Origin of the sequence: Motilimonas sp. E26, assembly GCF_021278025.1 — a bacterium.
Classification (GTDB): domain Bacteria; phylum Pseudomonadota; class Gammaproteobacteria; order Enterobacterales; family CBDFNC01; genus Motilimonas.
Map to the genome: position 1 here is coordinate 129,364 of NZ_JAIBHJ010000001.1, position 26,044 is coordinate 155,407.

The window sequence follows — 26,044 nt, forward strand, 5'->3', positions numbered from 1 at the left end:
TAGTGATTAGTTGAATGATAAAGGAGCCAATTGGCTCCTTTATCATTCATTAAGCAGATTAACAGCCGCCTAATTTTTTCCAAATATTCCAAGCTGAACTAGCGGTAGGAACGACATTGGTACTCCACCAAATTGCCTCGTACCGATTGTCTGAATAAACCACTTCATCGCCTAGTGAATAAGACTGATTCGCGCTCCAAGCGCCAACACCGCTACAACCTTCACCCGGCTCATTGGTTGGCGTAACACTTGGCTCAACTGTAGGTGCTACCGTTGGGGCAACGGTAGGTTGCGGCGTTGGCTCAGGCACTGTGCCGCCATCCACTAAATCCCAAGGTCCCCATTGTGCTGTCCCTGGCTCTTGGCCTTGGTTCCACCACAGTGACACATACTGTTTGCCTTTGTGTGACACTTTATCACCCGCAAGATAAACTTTTTGGCTGTTCCAAGCGCCGCCAGGTAACGGATCAGGCGTCGGTGCTATCGTCGGCTCCGTTGTGGGTGTAACGGTTGGCGCGACTGTAGGCGCAACCGTTGGCGTCACGCCGCCCACGGGTTTGTTACCAGCGCGACAATAGCTTGATGACAAACCAACATCACTAAGGGCAGCCGCAATGTCATTACCGTCCCAACCTAAATCGGCAGCCGCACGACAAGCGCCATCGCCCGCTTGCTGATAAGTTGCGTTAGAGGTCCATAAACGACGCTCATTGGCACGTAAGAACACTTCAAAGGCATATCTCACATTCCAACCGGGCGTAGTCGCTAAGTTGTAAAACACCTTGTTAAACACACCTGACGAATGGTGAGGATCCATACCAGTGGTGTATCTTGATACATGATCAATCGAGCGACCATCAGAAGTCGGGTTTTTCATGCTGCGCATAAAGCCCGAATTTTTATAGATTTCATTACCCATAATGAAATCAGCACGGCCATAAATGTATTCCTTTAATGCCATGCCCGCCATGTCAGAAAATGATTCATTCAGCCCACCTGATTGGTTTCTATAAACTAAACCTGAGTGGTTTTCTGTAAAGCCGTGGGCAACTTCATGGCCCACCACAGACACACTGGTAAACGGATGAAAGCGTGAGCCGCCATCACCAAAACTCATTTTGCCCTGATACCAAAAAGCATTATTGGCGTCTTTGTCTGTATTGCCATAATGCACGCGCATTATCAACTTAGAAGGTAACGCCGCCGTGGCATACCAATCACGAAACATTTGTACATGTTTAGTACCATTGTACAAAGCTTCACTGCCCACGCCGTAAGCGCCATTCACATCCGCTTCAACAAAACGGTTATCAGAATCAACACAGTTGTATGGGTAAGCCGGAGATATAGTCGTGTAATCAGCACGATTGTTTAGATTGACTACGCGCACATCTTGGTTTTCCAAGGTACAGCGATTGCCTGATTTCGTAACGCTCAGATGATCCCACTCACCTTGACCATAACTGATTAAACCGCGTCTTTCATTGCCACCCTCACCCGTCGCTTTAGCATGGGGAATATTATTATATTGCTCCAATACCTCCCCAGTATTGGCATCCATGATCAACACTGGTGCTTTAACGGCATTGACATCAACAAAGCCAAAGAATAAGTAAGCTAAGTGCGCTTTACCCGACTCACTGGCGTAAATATAAAGCTGGGTTGGCTGCTCTTGTTTTACTCGATCAAGAGAGGTGCCTTCATCACGCGCGATAATCTGTTTCGCTAAGCCATCAATATCCCGAACACTGATGAGAGGTTTGACCGATTTTACATCGTCCTCAATATTTTTAAGCACGCTACCTGCTACATAAGTGTATTTTTCCGTTTGCTCATTTTTAAGCAATACAATATCACCACCGAGGATCGGGACACCTTGGTAATATTGTTGCAACGTCTGATGCAGTTCGCCGTGTTGCGCGCTATTACTTTGCTCAGCCACGCTCAACCCATCTGGCTCAGCAAGTATGCCTAAACTCAGTGCTTGAGGGCCACCTACGATACCAAGACTATTTACGTCGTCTAGGTTCAATTCCACTACTTCTGCTGAAAAAGCAGGGCTGGCTATTAATGCAGCGGCGACTGCAATGACGCTTCCTTTCAATTTAAACATTATCATGTCTTCCTTTATCAATTCTAATGAGTGCTCAACCAGAACGTCCTCGTTCTTTTAAGCCCATTTAGAGTAGATAAAGCGCACAACCATTTATTTCAGATAAAAGACGTTTTTTTGAAACTAAACGACAAGATGTCATATACAACGCTCTGGCTACATTTGTCATTTTTCTGCCAACTAGCTGGACTATGTCCATCACAAATGGCTGATTTCAGCAAACTGAATGGTTACCATTCAACATAGGCCGAAACTGAGAGATGATTTTTTTATAGTTAAATTTCATAAGCTTAATAAAAATCGGGTAACAATTTAGCGAACGTAAATGGCACCAACCAGCTTGTTATACTCGCTCGACTTGATCCTGATATTTTTTCGGTGTGACGCCAAAGCGAGCCTTATAAAGGGTTGTAAAATAACTTTGCGAACTAAAGCCACACATTAACGCCACTTCCGATATAGCAATACCAGAGCGTAGAATTTCATTGGACTGCAGTAACCGATATTCCCGTAGCATTTCACTCGGCGTTACCCCTAGCAAGCCTTTAATTTTGCGCTGCAACTGCTTACTGCTCATAAACATTTGCTCGGCACATTGCACAACACTGAAATCACTATCATGAAAATGCTGCTTAAAAATATGCTCAAGTTTATTCATAAACTCTTGGTCTTTGCCTTTAAGGCCATGACTGATGCCTATGGGACCCGCGCGCTCACTTTTATCAGCGGAGAAACCATGGGTAAGCGCATTTAAGTTATCTACTTTTAATTTAAGCTCATCAATATCAAATGGCTTGGTGATAAAATCCGTCACTTGATGTACTAGCGCCATCCTTCGTGAGTCATCATCGACCTTAGCGGTCACTAATAGAAATGGAATATGGCAGGTTTTATCATTGTCACGAATCGCATCACAAACTTCCAGCCCGGTTAAACTTGGGATCTGCCAGTCACATAGGATCACATTTGGAATTGCATCAGTGGCTATCGCCAATGCTTGCTGGCCATCACTGGCCACCAAGCATTGGTAGTGGTCACAAAATACCGACACCAAGTAATCTGACAGCTCAATATTATCCTCAACAATCAACAAAATGTCGTCTATGCCCGTGGCAGTATTCATTGCATTAGTCTGTGAACGTGTAACGGGTCGCAAGGGCTCTGTTACGGACGGAAAGTCAAAACAAGGCTCAACAATTTCCCTAGCGCGCGCGAGGGGTAAACGGATCAAAAAGACGCTACCGTGAGCAGAGGTTGATTCCACTGTTATGTCGCCGCCTATCGCAAGCAAAGTTTCCTTAACTAAGGCTAAGCCTAATCCGGTGCCTGTTATATCGGGATGTCGCCGCTGTTGTTCTCGATAAAAAGGTTCAAAAATATGGCCTAAATCAGCCTCATCAATGCCATAACCATCGTCTTCAACCGTTATGATCAACTGGCCATTGTCTCCATGCCACTTAACGTTAACATGACCACCGGGACGGTTATATTTAATGCCGTTACTGATGACATTTTGAATAATGAGTTGTAACTCATCCGCGCTGGCCGCCACCCAATAACCCGCCTGTCCCGATAGGCAAATATCAACTTGTTGGTGCTGTGCTAAATCTTGATACTGCAGCTTAATATGCTTGATCACCGGGTCAAGCGGCGTGACTGCAGAGGCCTCTCTAAGCCCAGTTTGGGTCAATTTAAGCAGTTTATCTGTCATTAACAGTAAGCGACGCGCGTTTCTCTCTATTACTGCCCACTGAGTTGGAGTGATAGCAGAGGATGCCTTGTCGGATAGAGCCGACGTTAACGGCCCCAGAATAAGCGTCAAAGGTGTGCGAAACTCATGGGATACATTAGCAAACAAGCGAACCCGCTGATCCAGCATGGCTTTTATTTCATGGGTACGCTCTTGTACTTTGCCCTCAAGCTTATAATTCTGACGCTGTAAATATCGCGCTCTAGAGCGCGCAATCACTACGCCAAGCATTATCAGCAGCAACCCCAACAGCAAGGTAAACCAAAGTGTTTGGTAAAAATAAGCCGGTACCGCTAGCATCAGCTTTTGTTGCCCCAGCCACACACCGTTCGCGTTTTCACTTTCAATAAAAAAAGTGTGACGCCCTGGCGGCAATTGATGATAAGTGACCGAATGCTGACCGGGCTCGGTATAGTTCCAGCTATTATCTATGCCTTGCATTTTATAGCGAAAGCGTGTGTCGGGGTTAAATGAGAAATCGGCAAAATGTAATCTGATGGCCGAATCTTGCACTAGGTTAAGTCTTTGTTCATATCGAAACGGCACCGCCACCCAAGACGATTCATCACTGCGTATGGTTGTCGCCTGTTTGACTTCTATATGAGTGACTCGTGCAGCACTGGCCTGCTGCGCTAAATTAACTAGCGCAGGATCAATCTTTAACAAACCATTTATACCGGCCAGATAAAAACGCCCGTCGGTCAGGGCAAGACTCGCCTTAGCGTTAAATTCTTGAATAGCCATGCCGTGAGCTAATGAAAAACGTCTTACTTGCAAACTGTCGGGATCAATATGCAACAAGGTCGACCCAGCGTTACTCCAAATACCGCCTTTAGCGTCCTCAAAAACCGAATAGGCGGCCCGCCCTTGATCAAAGCCGCTGGGCTCCTTTATCAATTGAAACGCTTGAGTATTCAAATCAAAACGGATAACCCCTGAACGACTAGCAAGCCACAAAGCGTTGCCAGATTGATCCACAATATGATCATAAACGCCGTCAAATACTAAGGCACCATTTGCCGTTAGCTCAGTGAGTTGAAAATTTATTTTATCCATCTCAATAAGTTGATTATCCACTGTGGTCAACCAGACTTTCTCTTGGTTTTGCGCGGCGCTGGTCACCTTAGCTAAAAAGGGCTGATGACTCGGCCAATTATCCGGCTTGAATGGCGAGAACCGATCGCTAGACTGATCGTATTTTAATAGACCAGACTCAAACGATAGTGCCCAGAGTGCGTCATTGAATAGCATTAATTCACTGACAAAGCGCCCTCTATTCATCTGATCAAAGTGGTCAAACGAATAAGGCTCAAGCTGGCTAGATTGAGGTGAAAAAGTAGCAACACCAAAATCACCAGCTAACCAGGTTTTCTCATTAAAAGATAAGGAGTGAACGATGACGCCAAGCTTATTGCCATTCATTTTCGTCAATATTTTTTTATCGATCAACTTGCCATCTTGAGACACCAAATTATAAGCACCGTTTGCGGTAAAGCTTTGTATCTGATTGTATTTATCTTTGCTCAAGGCCATGACAGAGCTGCCTAATAAGCCATCATTTTTGTCAATTAAATTAAAATATCGCGCAGTGTTCGATAATTTGAACGCACCATGAAGTTGGCTGCCAATCCATAGATTACCAACCTTATCCTCAAAAATCGCACTAACGAACACCTCAGAGAAGCCCTGACCTAGGCTAATAGGATAGGCTCGTTGTTTGACAAAATCAGCCTGATAAAGGCCTGCTTTTGAGCCCAGCCAAATCAGCCCTGCTGAATCTTCAAACAAGATTTGCACGGGATCGGTTAACGCCAGTGTTTGATTAGAGAAATAGCGCACCTCATGCGTTTGACTATTAATCTCATAAATTCCATCAGCACTACAAACCCATACCACTGTATTGGTCGCAGTAAGGCACGTGGCATCAAGCTCAGCATTGATGGCTTCACTGGTAAAAAGTTCAAAATCGTTGCTCTGTGCCTGTGAGTAATAAAGCCCTTTGTTGGTCGCTGTCCAAAGGGTATTGTGTCCATCTTTTGTGAGGCTATGCACATCAAGGTTGTGTTTGTTGAGATCAGAGTCAACAGAAATGTTGGCGACATCACCCCTTTCAGAAACCCGATACACGCCGCCCCTGCCCGCTAAATAGGCGCGCTCACCATCGATAAGAATGCTGCGAATGAGATAGCCAGCATGGCTGCCCGTTAACTGCTCAGGAGTGAAACTGCGAACCACAGATTGTGTCGTTGGATCGTAAATATCAAGGCCATTGGTTGTTAATATCCATAAATGACCGTCGCTCCCCCTCGCTAAACGCAGAACAAACTGGCTTGATAACACGCCAGCGGGAATCGATTCAAAGCGGTGGCCATCAAAACGATTCACCCCTTCTTGCGTGGCAAACCACAAAAAGCCGCTATCGTCTTGCACCATGGCATTAACACTGGCTTGGGTTAAGCCTTGATTTAATGACACATTGGCAAAGCTATAATGAGGCGCGCTATGAATTTGCTTTGTAAACAATAACATGAATACAATAAAGGCGAATTTGGCTTGATACATCTGTCTCATCCTTGAGATCGCTTATTTCACCATGGATAACACTAGTATCCTGCTGAGATATAGAACATTGTATGTTAATTGATTGTTAAGGAACGGCGCAATAACTGAAATGCTTTATTGGGATCTAAGTGAGTTCGAACTCGGCTGAAGCAGCAGAAATACTGCAATATTGCATACGCTTTGCTCGCAGAATAAATTCTGCTCCTACACCACGCATCAGGCCCTGTAGGAACGGTATTTATACCGCGAAAACTAGTGATTATTCGCAGAATAAATTCTCCTACTGCGCCACGCATCAGGCCCAGTAGGAACGGTATTTACACCGCGAAATCTAGTGATTATTCGCAGAATAAATTCTGCTCCTACGCCTCGAATCAGGCCCCGTAGGAGCGGTATTTATACCGCGAAAACTAGTGATTATTCGCAGAATAAACTCTCCTACTGCGCCACGCATCAGGCCCTGTAGGAACGGTATTTATACCGCGAAATCTAGTGATTATTCGCAGAATAAACTCTCCTACTGCGCCACGCATCAGGCCCTGTAGGAGCGGTATTTATACCGCGAAAACTAGTGATTATTCGCAGAATAAATTCTGCTCCTGCGCCACGCATCAGGCCCAGTAGGAACGGTATTTATACAGCGAAATCTAGTGATTATTCGCAGAATAAATTCTGCTACTACGCCACGTATCAGGCCCTGTAGGAACGGTATTTATACCGCGAAAGCTAGTGATTATTCGCAGAATAAATTCTCCTACTACGCCACGCATCAGGCCCTGTAGGAACGGTATTTATACCGCGAAAACTAGTTATTATTCACAGAATAAATTTTCCTACTGCGCCACGCATCAGGCCCTGTAGGAGCGGTATTTATACCGCGAAAACTAGTAATTAACTCACTCTGCTTCCATCATCAATACCAAAAAGTCTTTCCAAACCAGAAAATCATCATAACTTTCAATGGCTCCTTCTAGCAGCTCCGCGCCTTCTTCTAACACAGGCCCCAATACGCAAATAAAATCTAACACTTCATCATGTTGCAAAATCAAAGTACCGAGTAAGTTACCTTGCTCTAACTTTGAGACAACTTGTTTTAAGTAAGTTGCTAAGTGAGTGTTTAATGGCTCCATCGCAATGGCATCGCTATATTGCGGATAAAATTCTAAGAAATCTTGCGGATTCTCAGGTGCCATTTCATAACCCGACTGATATTGGCTTTCTAATTCCACTAAACATTGGCTGGCTTTGCTCAGCACCAGCAAAGTCTCTTCAATACTGGCTTCTTGCGACAAGCCCACGCAAATGGCACGTAAGCCCTCTAAAGCAACATCGTCTAATTCAGGGCCAACTTGCTCAATTTCAGCTTCTTCATAAGGTGCATCTTCGTCGTACTCATCGTCTTGACCTAATTCCGACAACCATTCTTGGTAGCGCATCTCCGACACCATTTGGTATTCGTCATGCTCAACCTCATCGGCATAGTCAGCGTCATACAAAAAACCTTCACGAATTTGCTTGGGTAAGCCTTGGTGCCAAAGCCGATAGATAGTGCCCAATAAAATAGTGTCCTCCCCTTCAAATGGGCAGTCATCAAACCGCATTACCTGGCCATCGTGAACAAAGAACCAAAATTCCCAAGGATCATCATCGCCACAGCCCCAAGACAACACATGTATCTCAGGGCAAAGATGATGTAAAAAGCTAACCAAACCATATTGAATTTCATCACCCGATGAACCTCCGACCCAATGGGAGGTAAAATAGCCCGCAATTTCCCCTACGCTCTCAGAGCCAAACTCACTGTAAAGCTCATTCGTTACGTAATTGAGCAGATCAGTTGCTAACTCGGCGCCCTTTTCTGGGTTAATGTCAGCCGCTAAGTGTATAAATTGCTGGTCAATATCATCTTGATTTTGACCAGCATTAAGATCATGTAAGGTGAGCAACGCCACCAACTTTTTATGTTGCTCTGGCTCTGGGTGTTTAAAATATAAATTTGAATGTAACTCTGCCATTTTGCTCTCCTTACTTACGCGCTTTGCGCGGCGCATTGATTAATTTGACTTAGAATGGTTTCATCTTTGATCTGGTCATCGCTGATCAGTAAAAATATCTTACTGATAATTTCTGCCATGCGTTTATCGACATCGGCAAATGGCAGATATAAATCCTCACTCGCTTGTCCTTCTGGCACGATACATAAGTAGTTGCCTGGTTGAATATGGATCACCCCCGTACCAAGGTGCACTCGATATTGAGCTAGCTTACCGTCAATATAGGCATAGTTGTCTTCACAACGAACTTGTTTCAAGCCTAAATCTTGGATCAGGTTTAATACTAACTCGCCGCGGCGCTGCGCACTTTCTGTAGACCAACGGCCATTCTCATCGTCCAGCTGCGCGACCGATGCAACAAGATCAATATCTCGCATCACTTCAGAGAACACGACCGGCTCAACATCTTCAAGTAACAGCTTGTCATTGCCGCGTTTAAAGTAAATCACATCCATCGGGCCATCATCTTCAGCCAAATAGTGGCGTGACTCGGGAAATTCCACTTGGGCATAACATTGCTGTTTCGGAAAACGTTTAAAAACCTCGACCCAATCACCACCATATTGAGTCCAGTTTCTACCTTGGAATAACCGACTAGCAATCGCGCCATCAACCACATGACCGGCAAAACGCATCGAGTCATGCTTGGCTTCAATTTCAGCGGGCGTCACCACGTAGAGCTCACGAAACGCTTGCTTAAAAGGTTGAACTAATCGCTGTGAAACCACGGCCTGTTGGCTTTGCGGTAAAATATTCGCTTTTAATAAATCATACACATGGGCAATCACCGGCTCATCAACAATGGCCACCGCTTCCCCTGATAAACCCGTTAATGTATCCGTAGTGCCATTGAAAAAACCAAAACCGGTACCCGATTTTAAAATCAACTGGCTTAACATGCCTTTCACCACAGGCAAGCGACTTAAGGTTGCTAGCTCATCGGCGCTGATGGTATCGCGCTGACACATCATTTCTTCTAAGGTATTTTTAAATCGGCTGGCTTGGCTTCGCACGTTATCTTGCGCGGCACGCATGGCCTGATAAATCTGCGTTTTACGCACTTTTGGCGGCACTGACTTTAGGGCCTTGCCGGCTTTTTTCACCACTATCTTAGCTTTGAGTCCTGCCATCACTAAGCTGACAGTCCAATCTTCTGCTTCATGCTCTTGGTTAAACGCCACCATGTCATCAGCAATGTCCGCTTCTAATGCCCATTCCATGCGAATTTCATCGCTGTATCCGGCCGACTGCGCTAAATTTTTCAAGCCCGCTTTCACTGCAGCTTGAGTATTCGCTTGACGCTCCGCGCCATATTGCGTCGCTTCTTTGTGCATTTGTTTAAATTTAAGATAACGCGCTTTTAATTCAGCTTCATCCTCAACGGCATACAAGCCATAGGCTTTAATGCCTATTTGGTGATGGCGTACCAACTTCTTCTCAAGTTTATCCTTGTCCCAACCTTTAACAGCGGTTAATAGCACCAGATAATTCTTCAGATCGATACTCGATGCGTTCATCGCTTTAATATATTTTTTTAATGCCTTATCGTCGGCGGCCGCCAACACCTCACTGGCGGCACTTCTATCGATCACGCCGGAATTTGTGCTGGTTGAATTACAAACGTCTCTGCAACTATCTAACGTTGCTGGATTTCCTTTGCCCCAATGAAATAGCATTTTTTGCACGGGTAAAAGAGACTGCCAACCTAGCGCGATCAAAATGGCATCACGGGCAAAGCCTGCATAAGGTAGCGCTGTTAATAAGGTGGCTTCTTTAAACTCATCTAACATGGCAATTAATTGCGCTTGAGTTTCATCTTTACGCAAACCAGGGCAACGGATTAAATAGTAAGCCGCTTTCGATACATCATCACTGTAATAGGCATTTTTTAGATCTTTAGCTTTGATGCCAATCAGTTCAATTAGCCCCAACCCTTTTTTCAACCATGAAATACCCGCCGTTTGTGAATAATCAAAAATACTCGATAGCGCATAACCATTTTCAATAGGATCTAATTCTTCCACCAGCTGCTTTAAATACGTGGAATAGGCTTTGATAAATTCGCTGGAGAACGCACTATCTGCTTTAACTTCATCAATATCAGGCTCAAGCCAATAGCTGCGCACTAACTCAGGGTGAACTAATACCGCCTGTTTAAACCAATCATAATCAAACTGATTATTGCTGTGTAAACGCTGGCACACATCTGCAAACTCGCTATAAAGTGAACCAAGTAAATTGTGACTACTTCGGTTACGACTTTCGTAAGCATAATCACTTTCTTTACGTGCAATTATTCGGTTATGCTGCCCTGAAAAAGCCACTTTTAATGCTTGATTAATCGCAGGGGTTTCTTGCATCAATAGTAGAAAACGTACACAGTCATAACTGTTGGGAAAACAGTAACGCTGCAAAACATCCGCTTCACTGTAGTATAAATTTGGTGCTATTTCAGTGCCTTCAGAGTAAGCCTCTAAGATCCAAAATAAACGTTTAATCACCCCTTGGGTTAGGCTCTCATCTGGATGTTCCGCAAAATAATACACGGCAAGCAAGCTGGCAATATCAGCAATAAAGCCGTCCATATTTTTCCAGTTGCTTTCAATATAATGCTCCGCCGGGTGCAATAAATATTCAGCTAATTGACTTGATGCATTATCGCCTAATTTTTTCGTTAGTTGAGTAACATACTGTTCAATTTCGCACTGCGACTCTGGCTTGTTATTCCTGCCTTCAAATAGGCCTGAAAAATCATCTTTCAGGTCTCGAATATTGTTTACGTCAGTCAAAAGTTCGCTAACGGCATTAAACACCTGCTGGTGTGCTGGGCGCCAATTTTCCATTTTATCTCTCCTAGTTAGCCGCCAACCAGCGGGATCAAGCGTAAAAATTTAATGTTTGAATCATTGTGTAGCTGACAAAGTTGATCTACGTCGTGGACTTCTTCACCGTCGATAAAGATTTTGAAGCGTTTATTACGAAATGCCGTGATGGCTTTCGCCGCTTCTTGTTCAACATTGATGACAGGTGTTGACGTGGTAAGGGGCTTAGCTAAAGCAATTTTGCCTTCGGCTTGCATTTGCTCGACGTCATCAGGGTGCAAGTATTGGTGCTGCACGCTCTCAGCAATCGATTCAGGCTGATTTTGCGCGGCCGTCATTGCGCTTATTTGCTTAACCACCGTTAAGCGAATTAACTCACTGGCACTAATGCCGGTTTGGGTTAATTGCAACGAAACATCGGGGACCGGAATATAGTTGGGCTCGTGACCAAACACTAGAACAGAAATATTGACATGTAACATAGCGAGACTTTTAACTATTTAATATTGGTATTGCGCCAGTAAAACAAACAATCAGTTAGAGAGGGTTATTTTTTCTTGGTTAACGTACATTTTTGTGAGGTGGATTTGATCAAAGTGAAACAGGTAGTTCATCCCCCACCTGGCTCGTGCTTTATTCGCAGAATAAATTCTGCTCCTACCCGGTGAGCCGCACCCGGTAGGAGCAGCAATCATGCTGCGAAAAAGCCCCCTCAGTGGCTAGTCTTTCGACTGGCTGATTGGGGCTTCAGGCTCATCTAATAGGTCATCTGCCCATTGCTCTTCTTGCTTGGCGCGATACAGCTGCGCTTTGGCTTTTTCGCTGGCCCAATTACTTACTTGATACCAATCTAAATGACGGGTGGCAGCCATGACTAAAACAAGGGCGGCAAACACTAATCCCGCGCCAAGTAATAACGCATGGTCTTCAGAGCTTAAAATCACATAAAGCAGCACATATAACAGAGCGATAAAGCCGCCAAATCCGAGCCCCCATTTCACATTACGCAGTATTGAAGCGACGTAAAAGGTCAGCAACAACACACAAGCGCTGGTGGCAAGAGCATAAGCCATTAAAAAGCCAAGGTGTTCAGACAATGCAATTAACAATAAATAAAATACCGATAACGCCAGCGCCACTAAGGTGTATTGCACCGGGTGAATTTGCAAACGCTTAAGCACTTCAAACACAAAGAAGCTAATAAAGGTTAATCCTACAAACAACAAACCGTATTTAGCGCTGCGAATAGATTGACGATAAATATCTACTGGCGTATTTAAACTCACGCCAAAACGATTGCTCATCAAGCCTGAACAATCCCCAGTTTGGCAACGCGTCACATCCTGCGTGATATTGCTGCTAAATTCCGATACTTGCCATTTAGCTTGAAACTGCTGTTGACTGATTTCACGCTCGGTCGGTAAAAACTGGCCGACAAAATTGGGATGGGGCCACGAAGCGGCTAAATCCACTTTGGTGTCTTTGGCAATAGGCGTAAACCACAATGTATCCATGCCGCGCAGGTTTAATTCAAAATCAAACTTAGCGCGGGTGCCCGTTAGGTTTTCTAACGGTGCGTGCACGCCTTGTGGACTAAAGCTCAAATTACTGCCTGCGGCAAAGGTGCGCTGACTACTTTGCCAATTCAAAATGGGCTTGTTATTGATGCCGCGCATATCCGATAAAGTAACGGCCAAATACGGCGTTTCAATGTTAAATACATTTGGCATATTTTTAAGACGGTTATATTCGGTTAAATCAAACTCACCTGCTAACGTCATTTGACTGGTAAACACCGGAAACGAGAATATGCCCCGGGCCCGCTGCTGCGTGGTCATTTGTGAGTCTAACTTAAGATGCTCTGGAATAATGTACAGCACGCTGCGGTGCTCAACCGTGCGATTAATATACTTTTCAAGCTTGCCGTCCCAAACCGATTTTACTTCTCGGTAATGATGCGGCACCACCAGCATCGGCCCAAATACCTGCTGCTCACCACTCCAAGCGTGGGCAACACTGCGCTTAGCTTGATCTTGATAGTGCAATCGCTCTTGAATTAATTCTTCAATCACGGTTAACGCAAAAGCGGCGAGTAACCCGCTAAAAACTAAGAAAATGATTTTTTTACCTAACATCGATTTCATATTGGCTCTCCCTTTTGATATAGCAAAAGAGTAACCAAGGCATTTGTGTTAACGATGTGGCTTTTGTGTGTTTTATGTGTGAATTGTCAAGCCATTCACGTCTATTTTGGCTGAGTGAACGGCAACGTTAGCTGCGCGATTGCGCCTTGTTCACCATTTTTTAAACTGCATTTGGCTTGATGTAAATAACATATTTGCTGAACAAAGCTTAAGCCCAAGCCCGAGCTCTTCTTCCCTGTATGCGGACGCGGTAAAGAATAAAAACGCTCAAACACCCGCGCCAACGCATAATCCGGTAAACCGGGGCCTTGATCGGCCACTTTTAAAAAGATGTGATCGCTTTTAGCGCCGATGGTCAAACTGATCTCAGCCCCAACAGGACTGAAATCAATGGCATTGGTCACGAGATTCTCAATGGCTTGGCCTAACAAAAAGGCATCACCTTCTACACAGCCTGTACCTTGAATATTAACCGTTAACTGTTTTTCCTTAAGTGATAGGTCTAAACGTTCAACCACAGCTAGTGCCAATTGCCCTAAGTCAACTGCAACGATGTTATTCAACCCCTGCTGGTTTTCAAGCGCAGCCAAAGCCAATAGCTGGTTAATCAATATTTCAACGCGCACACTTTCATTTTTAATATTACCAATGAAATGCGCTTGATCAGCCGGTGGTAATCCCTGCTCTAACAACTCAGCAGCCCCTTTGATGGCGGCAACAGGGCTTTTCATTTCATGGGTTAAACTATGAATGTATTGTTCAACGTAATTTTTGCCTTCTAATTGCACCCGCATGTGCGCCATCGCCTGAGCCAAGTGCTCAAGCTCAATATCAGAAAATTGCGGCACCGCGACCGCCTCTTTGCCTTGGCTCACCGCCACAGCGTAGTCGCGTAACTTTCTTATTGATCCCGTTAACCAATAACTCACGGCTAAGCCCAACAACACCGCCAGTAAGATTAACACCATGCCAAAGCGCTCTACTTTATCCCGCGAGACCTCTAAAAAAGGTTGTAATGAGAGATTGGGTTTGACTAAAGTCAGCACACCTATCACTTGTTCGCCCACCAAGATAGGCGCCGCCACATACATCTCAGAAGTTAACGGATCCCCCTTCACCGCTTCGGTGCTGCGCGCGCCGTATTGGCCATTTAAGGTACGCTGTACATCGTTCCAGCGATAATAGCTTTTGCCTATATCGCGCCCTTCACTGTGATATACCACCACACCCCGACTATCGGTAATGTATACCCTTAATAAGCTTTCTGTTTTTGCTTTGGTCCAAATTTGCGCATTCAGCTCACGTTGCTTAAACGCTTTAAAGGCGCGATCAAATTCGCCATTTGCTAACTCACCGCGCACAAATTCAGGCGTGGCTATTTCAGCAAACAAATTTGCCGCATCCACCATGCTTTCTTCGGTGGCTTGACGCAGCCCAGGCTTTAATTCGCTGGTCAGCACGTTTAATTGCAGCGACAAGCCAACGCCAATCAGTAGAAAGAAAAACAAAAACAACCGTAAGCGAAAACTAATTTTGGGCAATTTCATGGTTAACGTTCCGCTGACGAGCCAGGCAGCACTAGGCTGTAACCTAATCCACGATGGGTTTTTATCGGGTCGTTATCAGAAACTTTCTTCAGCTTCGCTCTTAACCCTTTAATATGAGTATCAACAGCCCGATCAAAACTGCCACAAGCATCAGGCCAAACCTCGGCCATTAATTGCTCGCGGCTAAATACCCGCTCCGGCTGACTAAACAAAGTCGCCAATAGGCCATATTCATAACGCGTTAAATCAAGGGGCTCACCGTAATATCGCCATTGTTTTTTAACTTCATCGCATAGTAAAACGCCTTCTTGTTTATGCGCTACTGGCACTGGCTGCGCTGGCCCAACGCGCTTTAAAATCACCTTCACTCTTGCCACCAGCTCACGCGGACTAAAAGGCTTAGTCACGTAATCATCGCCGCCAATCTCTAGGCCTACTACACGATCAATCTCATGATCGCGAGCGGTTAAAAAGATGATCGGCAGTTCGCTGAATTGGCGCACCAACTTACACACTTCAAAACCATTAATATCTGGTAAGCCAACATCCAAAATCATTAAGTCAAAAGGTTGCTGTTTTAACAAGCTCAAAGCGTCGTTGCCTAGCATGCAGTGCTGCGGCGCAAAGCCCTCAAGTTTAAGGGAATAAACGATGTTATCTGCAATGGCCTGTTCATCTTCAACTACCAGCACCTTCATGGAAAACCTATTACATTTCAATATTATTGATGGGGTTGATATTTAGCAGATATGAACAGTAAGTACAAATATTAACGCCTGTAAGAGTTGAGCTTGCTCAGGGAATCGCTATCCTTCGCCGAGCAAGCTCGTCTCCTACCGAACATTACACCCGAAATATCTGTAGGACCTGAGCTTGCTCAGGGAACCTTCCATCGGAAACTGTTTACAGGTTAACAATAACCTGACGACAAATATCCTGATCATTACAAACCAGCACAATTTCTGGCATAGGTGTTGGCTCTAAAGTGGGTGGCATCATAGAAAGAGATTCAAGCTCATCAATTGCTTCAACCTGTTCAAAATTTGGTATTGGTGTTGGGATCGGAGTCGGCGTTGGCATCACACTGCCATAAGTTTTAGACCAAGACTTAGTGGCAATGGAATAGTAGCTTACTTGTTTCTCCTCACCATTTAGCAGCGCATTACAAGCCGCTTGGCCTTTACAGGTTTGACCATCGATCACAGCCGTGATCAGCTCAATCTTACCCGCACCATTTGGTGAAAAACGGACTGTGTCAAAAATCACTTCATCGGTCATTTCGGTCGCCAAACTAATGCTGCGAAGATAATTGCGGGTGTAGTAGTAGCTGCCATCCGGATTCATTTGTGGCGGCGCACCGCAATCGTAGCTTTCTTGAATAAAGTTAGCAGCCAGCAATTTCTTACTGGTTTGCGTTTCTAGCCATGGCCCGCCGTCACTCGGCACTTGCCCTTGGGTCCAATATTGCGCTTGATAAAGCTTACCATTATGTAACACCGTATCGCCTTGGTTATAAACCGCACTACTTCGCCACTGTGCATTCTCACGAGTTAATAGCTCCCAACTCGCCCACGTTGGCCCTGGCACTTCATTTTGCGTCCACCAGCGCGCTTGGTATAACCCATCGGTGTGTAAAACAATGTCGCCTTTTTGATATACCTCATCGGCTTGCCACGCCGGCGCAGATACATCGACTAATGGTTGGTCCACCACTAACCCTGGTAACGTTGGCGCAGGGCTTACCATTATTGGGCCACAAGTGGCTTGCGCATAACCTGCGCAAAGTAGCGCGACCATGCCGACACATAAACGTGTTTTCATTCTATCTTCCTTAATAGCTAAACGGCTAACCCCATGTCAGCCTACTTAGCAGTATAGGTAAAGAAATTATCAATGAAACAGCAAGTGCAAGAACTGCGAAAAGGGCCAACAAAATAGCGTCTACCAGTACTGGTAAAACGCTATTTTTGATTGCTAAGCCTAAGCTCATTTGCATATTTATTACGCGGCATTCGCGGTATAAATACATCTCCTACCTGTTGTTTTATGCGGCAATATCTGTCCGGCATAAATTGCACTATTTTAACCAAATGATATGGTTACTATTAACTAACATAAAACAGGTGGATTTATGACTTTCTCCCGCGCATTCCCCTTAGCGAAATCATTGCCAGCTAGCAAAACCCTGCGCCTAATATATTTCTTAACAAGCGCCATCATACTTACTACTCTAACCACCAATAACGCACACGCTTGGCAGGCGAAAAAAGTGGCAGATGGCCTTACTCTGCCTTGGGGAGTCACCTACATAAACGAAAGCACCCTACTCATCACCGAGCGCGGCGGGGCAATTAAACAACTCAACCTCAAAACCGGCCAACATCAAACCTTATTTCAAGTGCCTAACGTGTCAGTAAAAGGCCAAGGTGGCTTACTCGATATTGCTAACTCGCCTTTTGCTGAAAACACCTTGTACTTTACCTACAGCAAAGACATCAACGGCCAAGGAGCCACTGCCCTCGCATCCGCTATATATGAAAACGGCAAACTCAACCACTGGCAAGACATACTAGTAACCCAATCACGCAGCGACACCGGACGCCACTTTGGCAGCCGAATTACCTTTGACAACAACAGCGTGTATTTTTCAATAGGCGATCGCGGCGTGCGTGACAACGGCCAAAACACCCAAACCCACGCTGGCAGCATTTTACGCTTAACCCCCTCCGGCCAAGTGCCGTCAGACAACCCGTTTCTCAATAACAACAAAGTACGCAACGAAATTTGGAGCTACGGCCATCGCAATCCACAAGGGCTATTTTTTGATAACAAAACCAACCAGCTCTGGTCGATTGAACACGGCCCTCGCGGCGGTGACGAAATAAACCTGATCAAAAAAGGTGCTAACTACGGCTGGCCCATCACCTCACACGGCCAAGAATACTGGGGCCCCATCAGCGTGGGAGAAGCCAAAGAGAAACAAGGCATAGAATCACCCGTTAAAGTGTATGTGCCCTCCATCGCCCCCGGCAGCTTAGTGCTATATCGCGGTGACAAATTTCCTGAGCTTAATGGCAAACTACTCGCTGGCGCGCTCAAACTCATGCACATTAACGTGGTCACACTTAACCAAGCCGGAGAGGCAGTAGATGAACAACGCCTCTTGGAAGATTTAAACGAGCGTATTAGAGACATCGAAACCAGCCCTGCAGGCGACATCTATTTTGTTACTGACAGCGGTAATTTGTATCAGCTAACGCGTTAACAGCCAAGCGGGTCAGCTTTAAACATCCCACGTAGAAGCTGAGCTTGCTCTGCGAATATCACACATTCCCTGAGCAAGCTCCGGTCCTACCAAAAAAACGAATCAACAAGTTCAACATACAAGTAGCGGCTTTTAAGCCACTAAGCAGCGCGCGCACTATTCGCGGTATAAATACCGCCACAACATTGCTTAACTTGGTAGGAGCGGCTTTTAAGCCGCGAAGCAGCGCGCGTAACAATCTAATGTTACTTGTGCTCATTTAAGTTGAACTTCTAACCAACCCTGTTTAATGCCAGCGTGCATTACAAGCCAATCACCCAACTGAGATCACACCCTCGCCCTATTATGATTGCAGGCAAGCATAAAGGCACAAATAATCAGCTTCCTCTGAATGTAACCTGGTTAGTTTATGGATGAATCAATCAGTGCAGGGGCGGTGGTATGCACACTCATTTTTATGGGGGCAATACAATCCGCTTTTTCTGCGTTTTCTATCTTTCGTCAACAGCAATATTACTTAGCGGCATGGCTTGGTTTTTTTAGCCTAGAAATCGCAAGCAAAGGCCTGCTCTATCTTGGTGTTTTGCCCAGTTGGACACAATGGTTTGGTTATTGGTTCTCGTTCGATATTACCTATGGACCCCTGTTATTGCTTTGGATCTTGAAGCTAACCTCCAACAAGCCGCTATCAAAATGGCATTTATTGCACTTTTTACCCGCTGCTGGCTACGTAGCACTAACCCTGCCCGAAGCGCTGTCGATGCCAAGTGCAACGCGCATGGAACGAATAAACAACTACCTCTCTGCTGGCGAATGGGTCAGTTATAGTCCAGAAACCATTCAGTGGTTAGGCGGTTTATTGTGGCATCCTTATGCTTATGTTTTGCTCGCGCTGGCCTACTTAATTTGGCGACGAAACCAAGTGCAAGCAATTATTTATCGCTGGCTTATGTCCATGCTATTGGTTCATTTAGCAATGTGGTGCGCCGTTATATTTGGTATGGAGTGGCTTCCTTTATCGCTGCCGCTGGTTTTTCTGACCAGCTACTTACCAGCCGTGCTGTGGGTAAATTTTCTGGCCTGGTTAAGCCTGTCATATCTTCAACTAAAACCAACAGCGGAACAAAAACAGCCACTGCAGCCAAACACATTAAACGAGTTAGAGAGGCAAACGGCGATAATCCCCCCGCCCCAATACAGCACATTAACAACACCCACCGAGCAGCCCGTTGCAACGAAAGAGAAGTATCAACACACACGGCTAGATCAAGACCAACAGATATTAATTGCCACACAACTGGATAACTTAATGTCACAAGGCGCTTTTAAAAGGTCGCGCTTATCACTGGCCGAAGTGGCAGACGAAATAGGCATTGCGCCCCACTATGTTAGCCAAGTAGTAAACGACCATTACCAGAGTCACTTTTCAGATTTTGTAAACAAATATCGAATTAAGGCTATCAAAGCGCAGTTGTTGGATGCCCAATTGCAACAGCAAACCATTTTAGAAATTGCCCTTGCCAATGGATTTAGCAGCAAAGCAACCTTTAATGCGGTATTTAAAAAAGAAACCGGAGTCACTCCCTCTTCTTACCGTAAGCAAAAAAACCATAATAAATGTGATGTGGAGCAAACTTGTTTTAAGTAAAAGGTACAGTTTTATAAGACTGAACGCCTTAGTTGTTGTTTTTATTCATCATATTTTCGCGAAATGGATTTACTTATCGTTCAAGGAGAAAATATGAAAAACCAAACCTATACATTGATCTGCAGTGCATTACTGTCTGGAAGTGTGATTACCTCAGCCCACAGTGCTAGCACAGATCACGTTAGCAACGCGCAAAAAATCACAGACAAGCACAGCAACAGCCAGCAATTACACTACGTGAAAACAGACGTATTTGCTGACTTCAAACGTCATAATACCGCTTTATTGGTGATTGACGCCCAACAAGGCTACATACCCAATTCGCCTGATTATTGGGTAAATATTTACTACCCCGATATGCCAAAACCCCCTGAAAACAATTACTATCAAACCGATCAGCAAATTGACAATATTGTTGCGCTAACCAAAGCCGCAGCCAGTAAAAGTTTAACCACGCAAATAACTTATGAAGGCTTCCCTGAAGACCATTCCCCTTTTATTACCAAGGTAGAACAAGAATTACCCGTAAATACCAAACGCTACTATAAAGCTTACTTTAACTCGACCACAGAGCAAGACGTTAAAGCGGGCATGCAAAAGCTAAGGGAGCAAGGTATTCATCAAATCATTGTAGCTGGCGCCGAAACCGATGTGTGTGTGATGCAAACAGTACTAGGGCTACGCAAAATGGGCTTTGACGTATACCTGGCCAGTGACGCAGTGTTTTCTTCCGAGCTTTATACTCGGCCAACCTTTAAACGCTTACAACAAGCCGGGGTAAAATTAGCCAAAACAGACCAACTTATCGCCGCCATCAATGGTGACGACAAGTTAACCTTAAGCCCGCGCTACAATGTCAAGCCGCGCTACAACTTGTTTCAAGCTGATCGCCAGCAAATGGCAACGCTGCATTTTAACCAAGACGAAGTGAGCATCAGTAAAGCAGAGCATGACAATAAATCGGCTGTCGACTACCGCATGCGCCAATGGAGCGAATACACCAGCTATGTGATGGCGCCAGCCATGGGTGTAGCAACGTTTCATATATCCGGTAACAACAAACCCTATAGCGTGAACCTAGTCCAACCCGATAATTTGCAAAACGTGCGAAATATCAATCAAGCTATAACGGGCATGCAGGCAGAAGGAAAAACACAAGCCATCATTTCAGGCGTAGTGTCTAAAAGTGAATTAATTGGCGCAACCACTAAGTTAATTGAGGCGGGGATCGTACCCGTCATCATGGAAGATAATCTAATGGGTAAACAAGTAGACCCCATTAACTACCTCGATAAGGTATATAGCTTAGGCGCAATACCTGCCACCTATAAATCGTTGGGTTATGAAATTACCGAGGCCATCTACTATCTTGACTTGTCGCCAGCTGAAACTGAGGCCCATTACTACTTGTATGGCAATATCGACCAACTACTGCCAGAGCTGCTACCTAGAGTGCGCCAATTTTAACCCTATGACGGCCTTGCCAATGGCAAGGCCGTCATTCTGCTACATTCAACCTCGCCGCCCTGTGGGAGCAGCTATGCTGCGATAGCTCACTAAAAAATGCGATTTATCCCCTATTTTTCTCGGTTAAAAGTATCGCAGTGCACACTAATGACAAAAAAGTTATTAAAGTGCATTTAATTGACTAGGTTTAATGACTTTAACCTTAGGCTTAACCATGCTTTTTATCACCAATATACACCCCGCTAGCCGTTCAAAAAGCGCGCGCTTACCACGAACCTTTAACTTTGATCCCCACTGTAATGCCCCCAGCTGTGAGGTATTCTATTGCCAACGTAACAGCCAAAATCAATATCAAGAATTGGGCTCTCTTGCTTTTATGGCGCAATTAAAACATAGCCCCTATCAGCAATTACTGTTTTACGTTCACGGCTTTAGCAATCAACCCGAGCCAGACGTGTTTCCCCGCGCTGCTCAGCTACAAGCTTATTTTGACAGTCAGCAAGCCAACTTAGTGCAAGTGATCCCCATCATCTGGCCTTGTGATAACGATCTAGGCATAGTGAAAGACTATTGGGACGACCAAAAATCCGCCGATACCAGTGGCACCTCGTTTGCGCGCGCACTGCAAAAACTACTCGGCTGGCAACAACAAAATGCACAAGTAGACGCCCCTTGCCTAAAGCGCATCAATGTTTTAGCTCACTCAATGGGCAATCGCGTGCTGCGTGAGACCTTATTCAAATGGCAACATGATTACTTACCCAGCGGCGTTCCCTTGTTATTTCGTCATGTGTTTTTAATGGCCGCCGATCTCAACAATCAAACCTTAGAGCCCAATCAACCCGGGCGACTGATCAGCCAAGCTGCGCGCAATGTTAGCGTGTATTATGCCAGTGATGATCTCGCCCTGCGCGCCAGCAAAGTGTCTAACTTAGTCAATGGTATCGCCTCACGCCGCCTTGGCCACAGCGGCCCAGAGCATCTTGAAGCCGTTGCCAATAATGTTTACAGCATAGATTGTGACGACATCAACACACTTTATGACTTTCCCAAGGGCCACAGCTATTTTATCGACCAAAATAACGCCAGCCCCGGTGCCGTGTTCAACCACTTGTATAACACCATAGTAACAGGGCGAGTCGATGCCAATACCCAGCACCATCACCAAATCAGTGAGGTCGAAATAGCATGAGCCTACATTACAACCCCAGTAAGACCATCACGTTGCGCCAAGCTAAGCCGACCAATAGCCCACTTAACGCAGTGTCGCTAACGCAAGCCAATAAGCAGCGCATTTGCCAAATCGTTAATGTGTTTGAAACCGGCCAAAAACAGGGCGAATACCATGCCTTAGCCGTACACGCTGACGGCAAACAAGGCAGCCAACAAATCAGCTATGGTCGCAGTCAAGTCACCGAACAAGGCCATCTGATCACCCTACTCAAACTCTATTGTGATCAGCAAGGGCGCTGGGCCGAGCAACTACAACCCTACTTACAGCAAATACAACGCCACCCACTGCATCAAGATACACACTTTAAACAGTATTTAGTTAAAGCTGGAAAGCACGACCCCATAATGCGCCAATGCCAAGATCAATTGTTTGATCGCTACTACTGGCAACCTGCCTACCACTGGGCCAAACGTGAAGGCTTCAAGCTAGCGTTAAGCCAACTGGTGATTTATGACTCATACATTCACTCAGGCCATATCTTAGCCTTTTTGCGTAAACGCTTTGCTGCCACCACACCAACGCAGCAAGGTAACGAGCGGGAATGGATCAGCCAATACACCCAAACCCGACATGCTTGGCTAAGTGGGCATAGCAACCCGTTATTGCGCACCAGCAGCTATCGCACACTCTGCCTGCAACAGTTGATCACACAAAACAACTGGCACCTAGACCAACTGCCCATCACCGCCCATGGTGTCACCATCAACTAGCCCCCACTATGCGATGGCGCCAGCCATGGCCGTAGCAACTGCGCCATTCTTTATCCCATGACGGCCTTGCCAATGGCAGGGCCGCTACTTCCCGCTACATTCACCCCTCCTCTCTGTTGGAGATGAGCTTGCTCAGCGAACATCACAAACTCCTGAGCAGCAGGCAACCGTAAAATGTGCCAAGCAAACTCCCCACAAGTCATCTAACTCACAACTAAGTGAACGTCACGCAAGAAGTTCAAAGCGTTCAAAACACTTTCTAAGCTGCCTGTGCGGCAGTGAACGTAATAGGGATAATTTGATGCTTGATCCCAGCTTTCTAAGCTGCCTGTGCGGCAGTGAACCTACCAAAAGTGACCCTATCGCTCTCGCTTTTTTTCTAAGCTGCCTGTGCGGCAGTGAACTACAACGGTTTTAATCTAGTGGCATTGCCAGATTTCTAAGCTGCCTGTGCGGCAGTGAACCACCACAACGAAATGGCGTGCATATTGCTGTTTTTCTAAGCTGCCTGCGTGGCAGTGAACAATGGTATTCAGAAATAATAAGGACACATTATTTTCTAAGCTGCCTGCGTGGCAGTGAACAATGATGAGGGTGTTGCGCCGACTGTCGAGATTTTCTAAGCTGCCTGCGTGGCAGTGAACAATCGGTTAGCTTGCCAAGCACGCCGCCGAATTTTCTAAGCTGCCTGCGTGGCAGTGAACTACAAGTCTATCGTGTACAGCAGTTGCGTTCTTTTCTAAGCTGCCTGCGTGGCAGTGAACTTTCGCGCAGCAAAAACGCTTGGCGTTCGCTGTTTCTAAGCTGCCTGCGTGGCAGTGAACTTTTACAGCTTTCAGCCGATGCGCTGCATTCATTTCTAAGCTGCCTGCGTGGCAGTGAACATGAAGGCTTAGAGCTTGTCATATTGCCGAACTTTCTAAGCTGCCTGCGTGGCAGTGAACAATGGTTGTTTTAATTGTTCAGCTTCTTCTGGTTTCTAAGCTGCCTGCGTGGCAGTGAACATGAAACCGCAGGCGCAGCAACGAAGCCAGCATTTCTAAGCTGCCTGCGTGGCAGTGAACCAAGGCTGGTGACTTCGCGAGTTACGATGTAATTTCTAAGCTGCCTGCGTGGCAGTGAACTCTGTACCTGAGCCTGACACGGCAGCCGGAGATTTCTAAGCTGCCTGCGTGGCAGTGAACGAAAGCAAACAGCACTAGAATTCATTAGGTTATTTCTAAGCTGCCTGCGTGGCAGTGAACAGATTTTGAAGCTGAGCCTTCGATAAGCCAGTTTTCTAAGCTGCCTGCGTGGCAGTGAACCTTTCCAGGCGGCATCAAAAGTCAAAGCTTTCTTTACTAAGCTGCCTGCGTGGCAGTGAACGTGCCAAAGCCATGAATCAGTTTGCTGATTTATTTCTAAGCTGCCTGCGTGGCAGTGAACGTTACATAACCCGTTTCGTGCTTAATTTCCTATTTCTAAGCTGCCTGCGTGGCAGTGAACAGCGTATTCGATTAGCGTTGACGACTCAGGCATTTCTAAGCTGCCTGCGTGGCAGTGAACCTATCAGAGTATTAGCAAAAGAGCTGACTATTTTTCTAAGCTGCCTGCGTGGCAGTGAACTAAGTGTTGTATATCATCGTATTGATGTTTGGTTTCTAAGCTGCCTGCGTGGCAGTGAACAGCAGAAACCAACGATACGAAGCAGCAAAAAATTTCTAAGCTGCCTGCGTGGCAGTGAACGAAATAGTCGACATGGCCCAGATTGTTTATAATTTCTAAGCTGCCTGCGTGGCAGTGAACCTATCAATATTGCATGAACGATAACTTAAACATTTCTAAGCTGCCTGCGTGGCAGTGAACTTTCGTAATCGCTCATTAAAAGCCTCTCGTCATTTCTAAGCTGCCTGCGTGGCAGTGAACAAACTGTTCGAAAGAAACCTTTTTTTCTTTTGTTTCTAAGCTGCCTGCGTGGCAGTGAACACGTCAAAGCATCAACAACATCTTACCATGGCTTTCTAAGCTGCCTGCGTGGCAGTGAACCAGCAGCGCGCACACTTGGCAAAGCTAAAGAATTTCTAAGCTGCCTGCGTGGCAGTGAACGTTATTGATGCTGTAAATGCTACGTCGGAGCATTTCTAAGCTGCCTGCGTGGCAGTGAACGGTCTATTGTGCGGCAACTGGTAGTTGATTGTTTTCTAAGCTGCCTGCGTGGCAGTGAACATTCAAAAATCGAAAAAGAAAAAACGCCAGAATTTCTAAGCTGCCTGCGTGGCAGTGAACATTGAAATCACGGCTGAAAACTATCCGCAATTTTTCTAAGCTGCCTGCGTGGCAGTGAACGGTTTTTTCTATAGCTCACTGTTTTGTTTTATTTTCTAAGCTGCCTGCGTGGCAGTGAACTCACGGTTGCGGTGATGAAATGCCCACTCGCATTTCTAAGCTGCCTGCGTGGCAGTGAACTTTTCGCAGATTATTTTTGTATTTCCGGCTGCTTTCTAAGCTGCCTGCGTGGCAGTGAACTACAGGAGTTTCTTTCGATTTTGGTTCGGGTATTTCTAAGCTGCCTGCGTGGCAGTGAACAGCCATCAGAAGTTAAAGTTAGTTTATAACGATTTCTAAGCTGCCTGCGTGGCAGTGAACGTACCTTTCGACACAAAGAATATAAGACCAACTTTCTAAGCTGCCTGCGTGGCAGTGAACTCTACCCGCTGACGAATACGCAGCAACTTTTCTTTCTAAGCTG

The 26,044-nt window shown here is 45.6% G+C and carries 14 protein-coding genes and 1 CRISPR repeat array; of the genes, 5 read left to right on the forward strand and 9 right to left on the reverse strand.

Going from position 1 to position 26,044, the window contains the following annotated elements; genetic code table 11:
- Nucleotides 1–58: 58 nt before the first annotated feature.
- The 9 genes from K1M91_RS00560 to K1M91_RS00600 form a co-directional block, all read right to left on the reverse strand.
- Nucleotides 59–2,113 carry a M4 family metallopeptidase gene (locus K1M91_RS00560; RefSeq protein WP_232799606.1) on the reverse strand — a complete coding sequence of 685 codons (2,055 nt, stop codon included), beginning with the start codon at nucleotides 2,111–2,113 and terminating at the stop codon, nucleotides 59–61.
- Between the two features lie 343 nt (nucleotides 2,114–2,456).
- A complete protein-coding gene (locus K1M91_RS00565) occupies nucleotides 2,457–6,425 on the reverse strand; it encodes a hybrid sensor histidine kinase/response regulator transcription factor (RefSeq protein ID WP_232799607.1) in 3,969 nt (1,322 codons plus the stop codon).
- An 896-nt stretch (nucleotides 6,426–7,321) separates the two neighbouring features.
- Nucleotides 7,322–8,440: a hypothetical protein gene (locus tag K1M91_RS00570; protein ID WP_232799608.1), complete on the reverse strand. Its 1,119-nt coding sequence runs from the start codon at nucleotides 8,438–8,440 to the stop codon at nucleotides 7,322–7,324.
- A gap of 14 nt (nucleotides 8,441–8,454) precedes the next feature.
- Nucleotides 8,455–11,322 (reverse strand): DUF4132 domain-containing protein, encoded by a 2,868-nt coding sequence (locus K1M91_RS00575; protein ID WP_232799609.1) that lies wholly within the window; start codon nucleotides 11,320–11,322, stop codon nucleotides 8,455–8,457.
- Between the two features lie 14 nt (nucleotides 11,323–11,336).
- A complete protein-coding gene (locus K1M91_RS00580; RefSeq protein WP_232799610.1) occupies nucleotides 11,337–11,783 on the reverse strand; it encodes a hypothetical protein in 447 nt (148 codons plus the stop codon).
- A gap of 237 nt (nucleotides 11,784–12,020) precedes the next feature.
- On the reverse strand, nucleotides 12,021–13,445 hold the full coding sequence (creD, locus tag K1M91_RS00585) for a cell envelope integrity protein CreD (protein ID WP_232799611.1): 1,425 nt from the start codon (nucleotides 13,443–13,445) through the stop codon (nucleotides 12,021–12,023).
- A 101-nt stretch (nucleotides 13,446–13,546) separates the two neighbouring features.
- A complete protein-coding gene (creC, locus tag K1M91_RS00590) occupies nucleotides 13,547–14,992 on the reverse strand; it encodes a two-component system sensor histidine kinase CreC (protein WP_232799612.1) in 1,446 nt (481 codons plus the stop codon).
- A 2-nt stretch (nucleotides 14,993–14,994) separates the two neighbouring features.
- The gene (gene creB / locus K1M91_RS00595; RefSeq protein ID WP_232799613.1) at nucleotides 14,995–15,690 is read right to left on the reverse strand and encodes a two-component system response regulator CreB; all 696 of its coding nucleotides are present in this window, start codon (nucleotides 15,688–15,690) and stop codon (nucleotides 14,995–14,997) included.
- Between the two features lie 205 nt (nucleotides 15,691–15,895).
- On the reverse strand, nucleotides 15,896–16,813 hold the full coding sequence (locus tag K1M91_RS00600) for a carbohydrate-binding protein (RefSeq protein WP_232799614.1): 918 nt from the start codon (nucleotides 16,811–16,813) through the stop codon (nucleotides 15,896–15,898).
- 310 nt (nucleotides 16,814–17,123) lie between these two features.
- Here K1M91_RS00600 and K1M91_RS00605 point away from each other — a divergent pair, with 310 nt between their 5' ends.
- The 5 genes from K1M91_RS00605 to K1M91_RS00625 all read left to right on the forward strand — a co-directional run bounded on the left by K1M91_RS00605 (nucleotide 17,124) and on the right by K1M91_RS00625 (nucleotide 23,316).
- Nucleotides 17,124–18,257: a PQQ-dependent sugar dehydrogenase gene (locus K1M91_RS00605; RefSeq protein WP_232799615.1), complete on the forward strand. Its 1,134-nt coding sequence runs from the start codon at nucleotides 17,124–17,126 to the stop codon at nucleotides 18,255–18,257.
- Nucleotides 18,258–18,666: 409 nt separating this feature from the next.
- A complete protein-coding gene (locus K1M91_RS00610) occupies nucleotides 18,667–19,905 on the forward strand; it encodes an AraC family transcriptional regulator (protein ID WP_232799616.1) in 1,239 nt (412 codons plus the stop codon).
- A gap of 93 nt (nucleotides 19,906–19,998) precedes the next feature.
- Nucleotides 19,999–21,372, forward strand: coding sequence for an isochorismatase family cysteine hydrolase (locus K1M91_RS00615; protein WP_232799617.1), 1,374 nt, complete (start codon nucleotides 19,999–20,001; stop codon nucleotides 21,370–21,372).
- 190 nt (nucleotides 21,373–21,562) lie between these two features.
- Nucleotides 21,563–22,564 (forward strand): alpha/beta hydrolase, encoded by a 1,002-nt coding sequence (locus tag K1M91_RS00620; RefSeq protein WP_232799618.1) that lies wholly within the window; start codon nucleotides 21,563–21,565, stop codon nucleotides 22,562–22,564.
- On the forward strand, nucleotides 22,561–23,316 hold the full coding sequence (locus K1M91_RS00625; RefSeq protein ID WP_232799619.1) for a chitosanase: 756 nt from the start codon (nucleotides 22,561–22,563) through the stop codon (nucleotides 23,314–23,316). The genes K1M91_RS00620 and K1M91_RS00625 overlap by 4 nt, the downstream gene beginning before the upstream one ends.
- A 256-nt stretch (nucleotides 23,317–23,572) precedes the next feature.
- Nucleotides 23,573–26,001: direct repeats of the CRISPR family, unit length 28 nt; unit sequence TTTCTAAGCTGCCTGCGTGGCAGTGAAC.
- The last annotated feature ends 43 nt before the right edge of the window (nucleotides 26,002–26,044 follow it).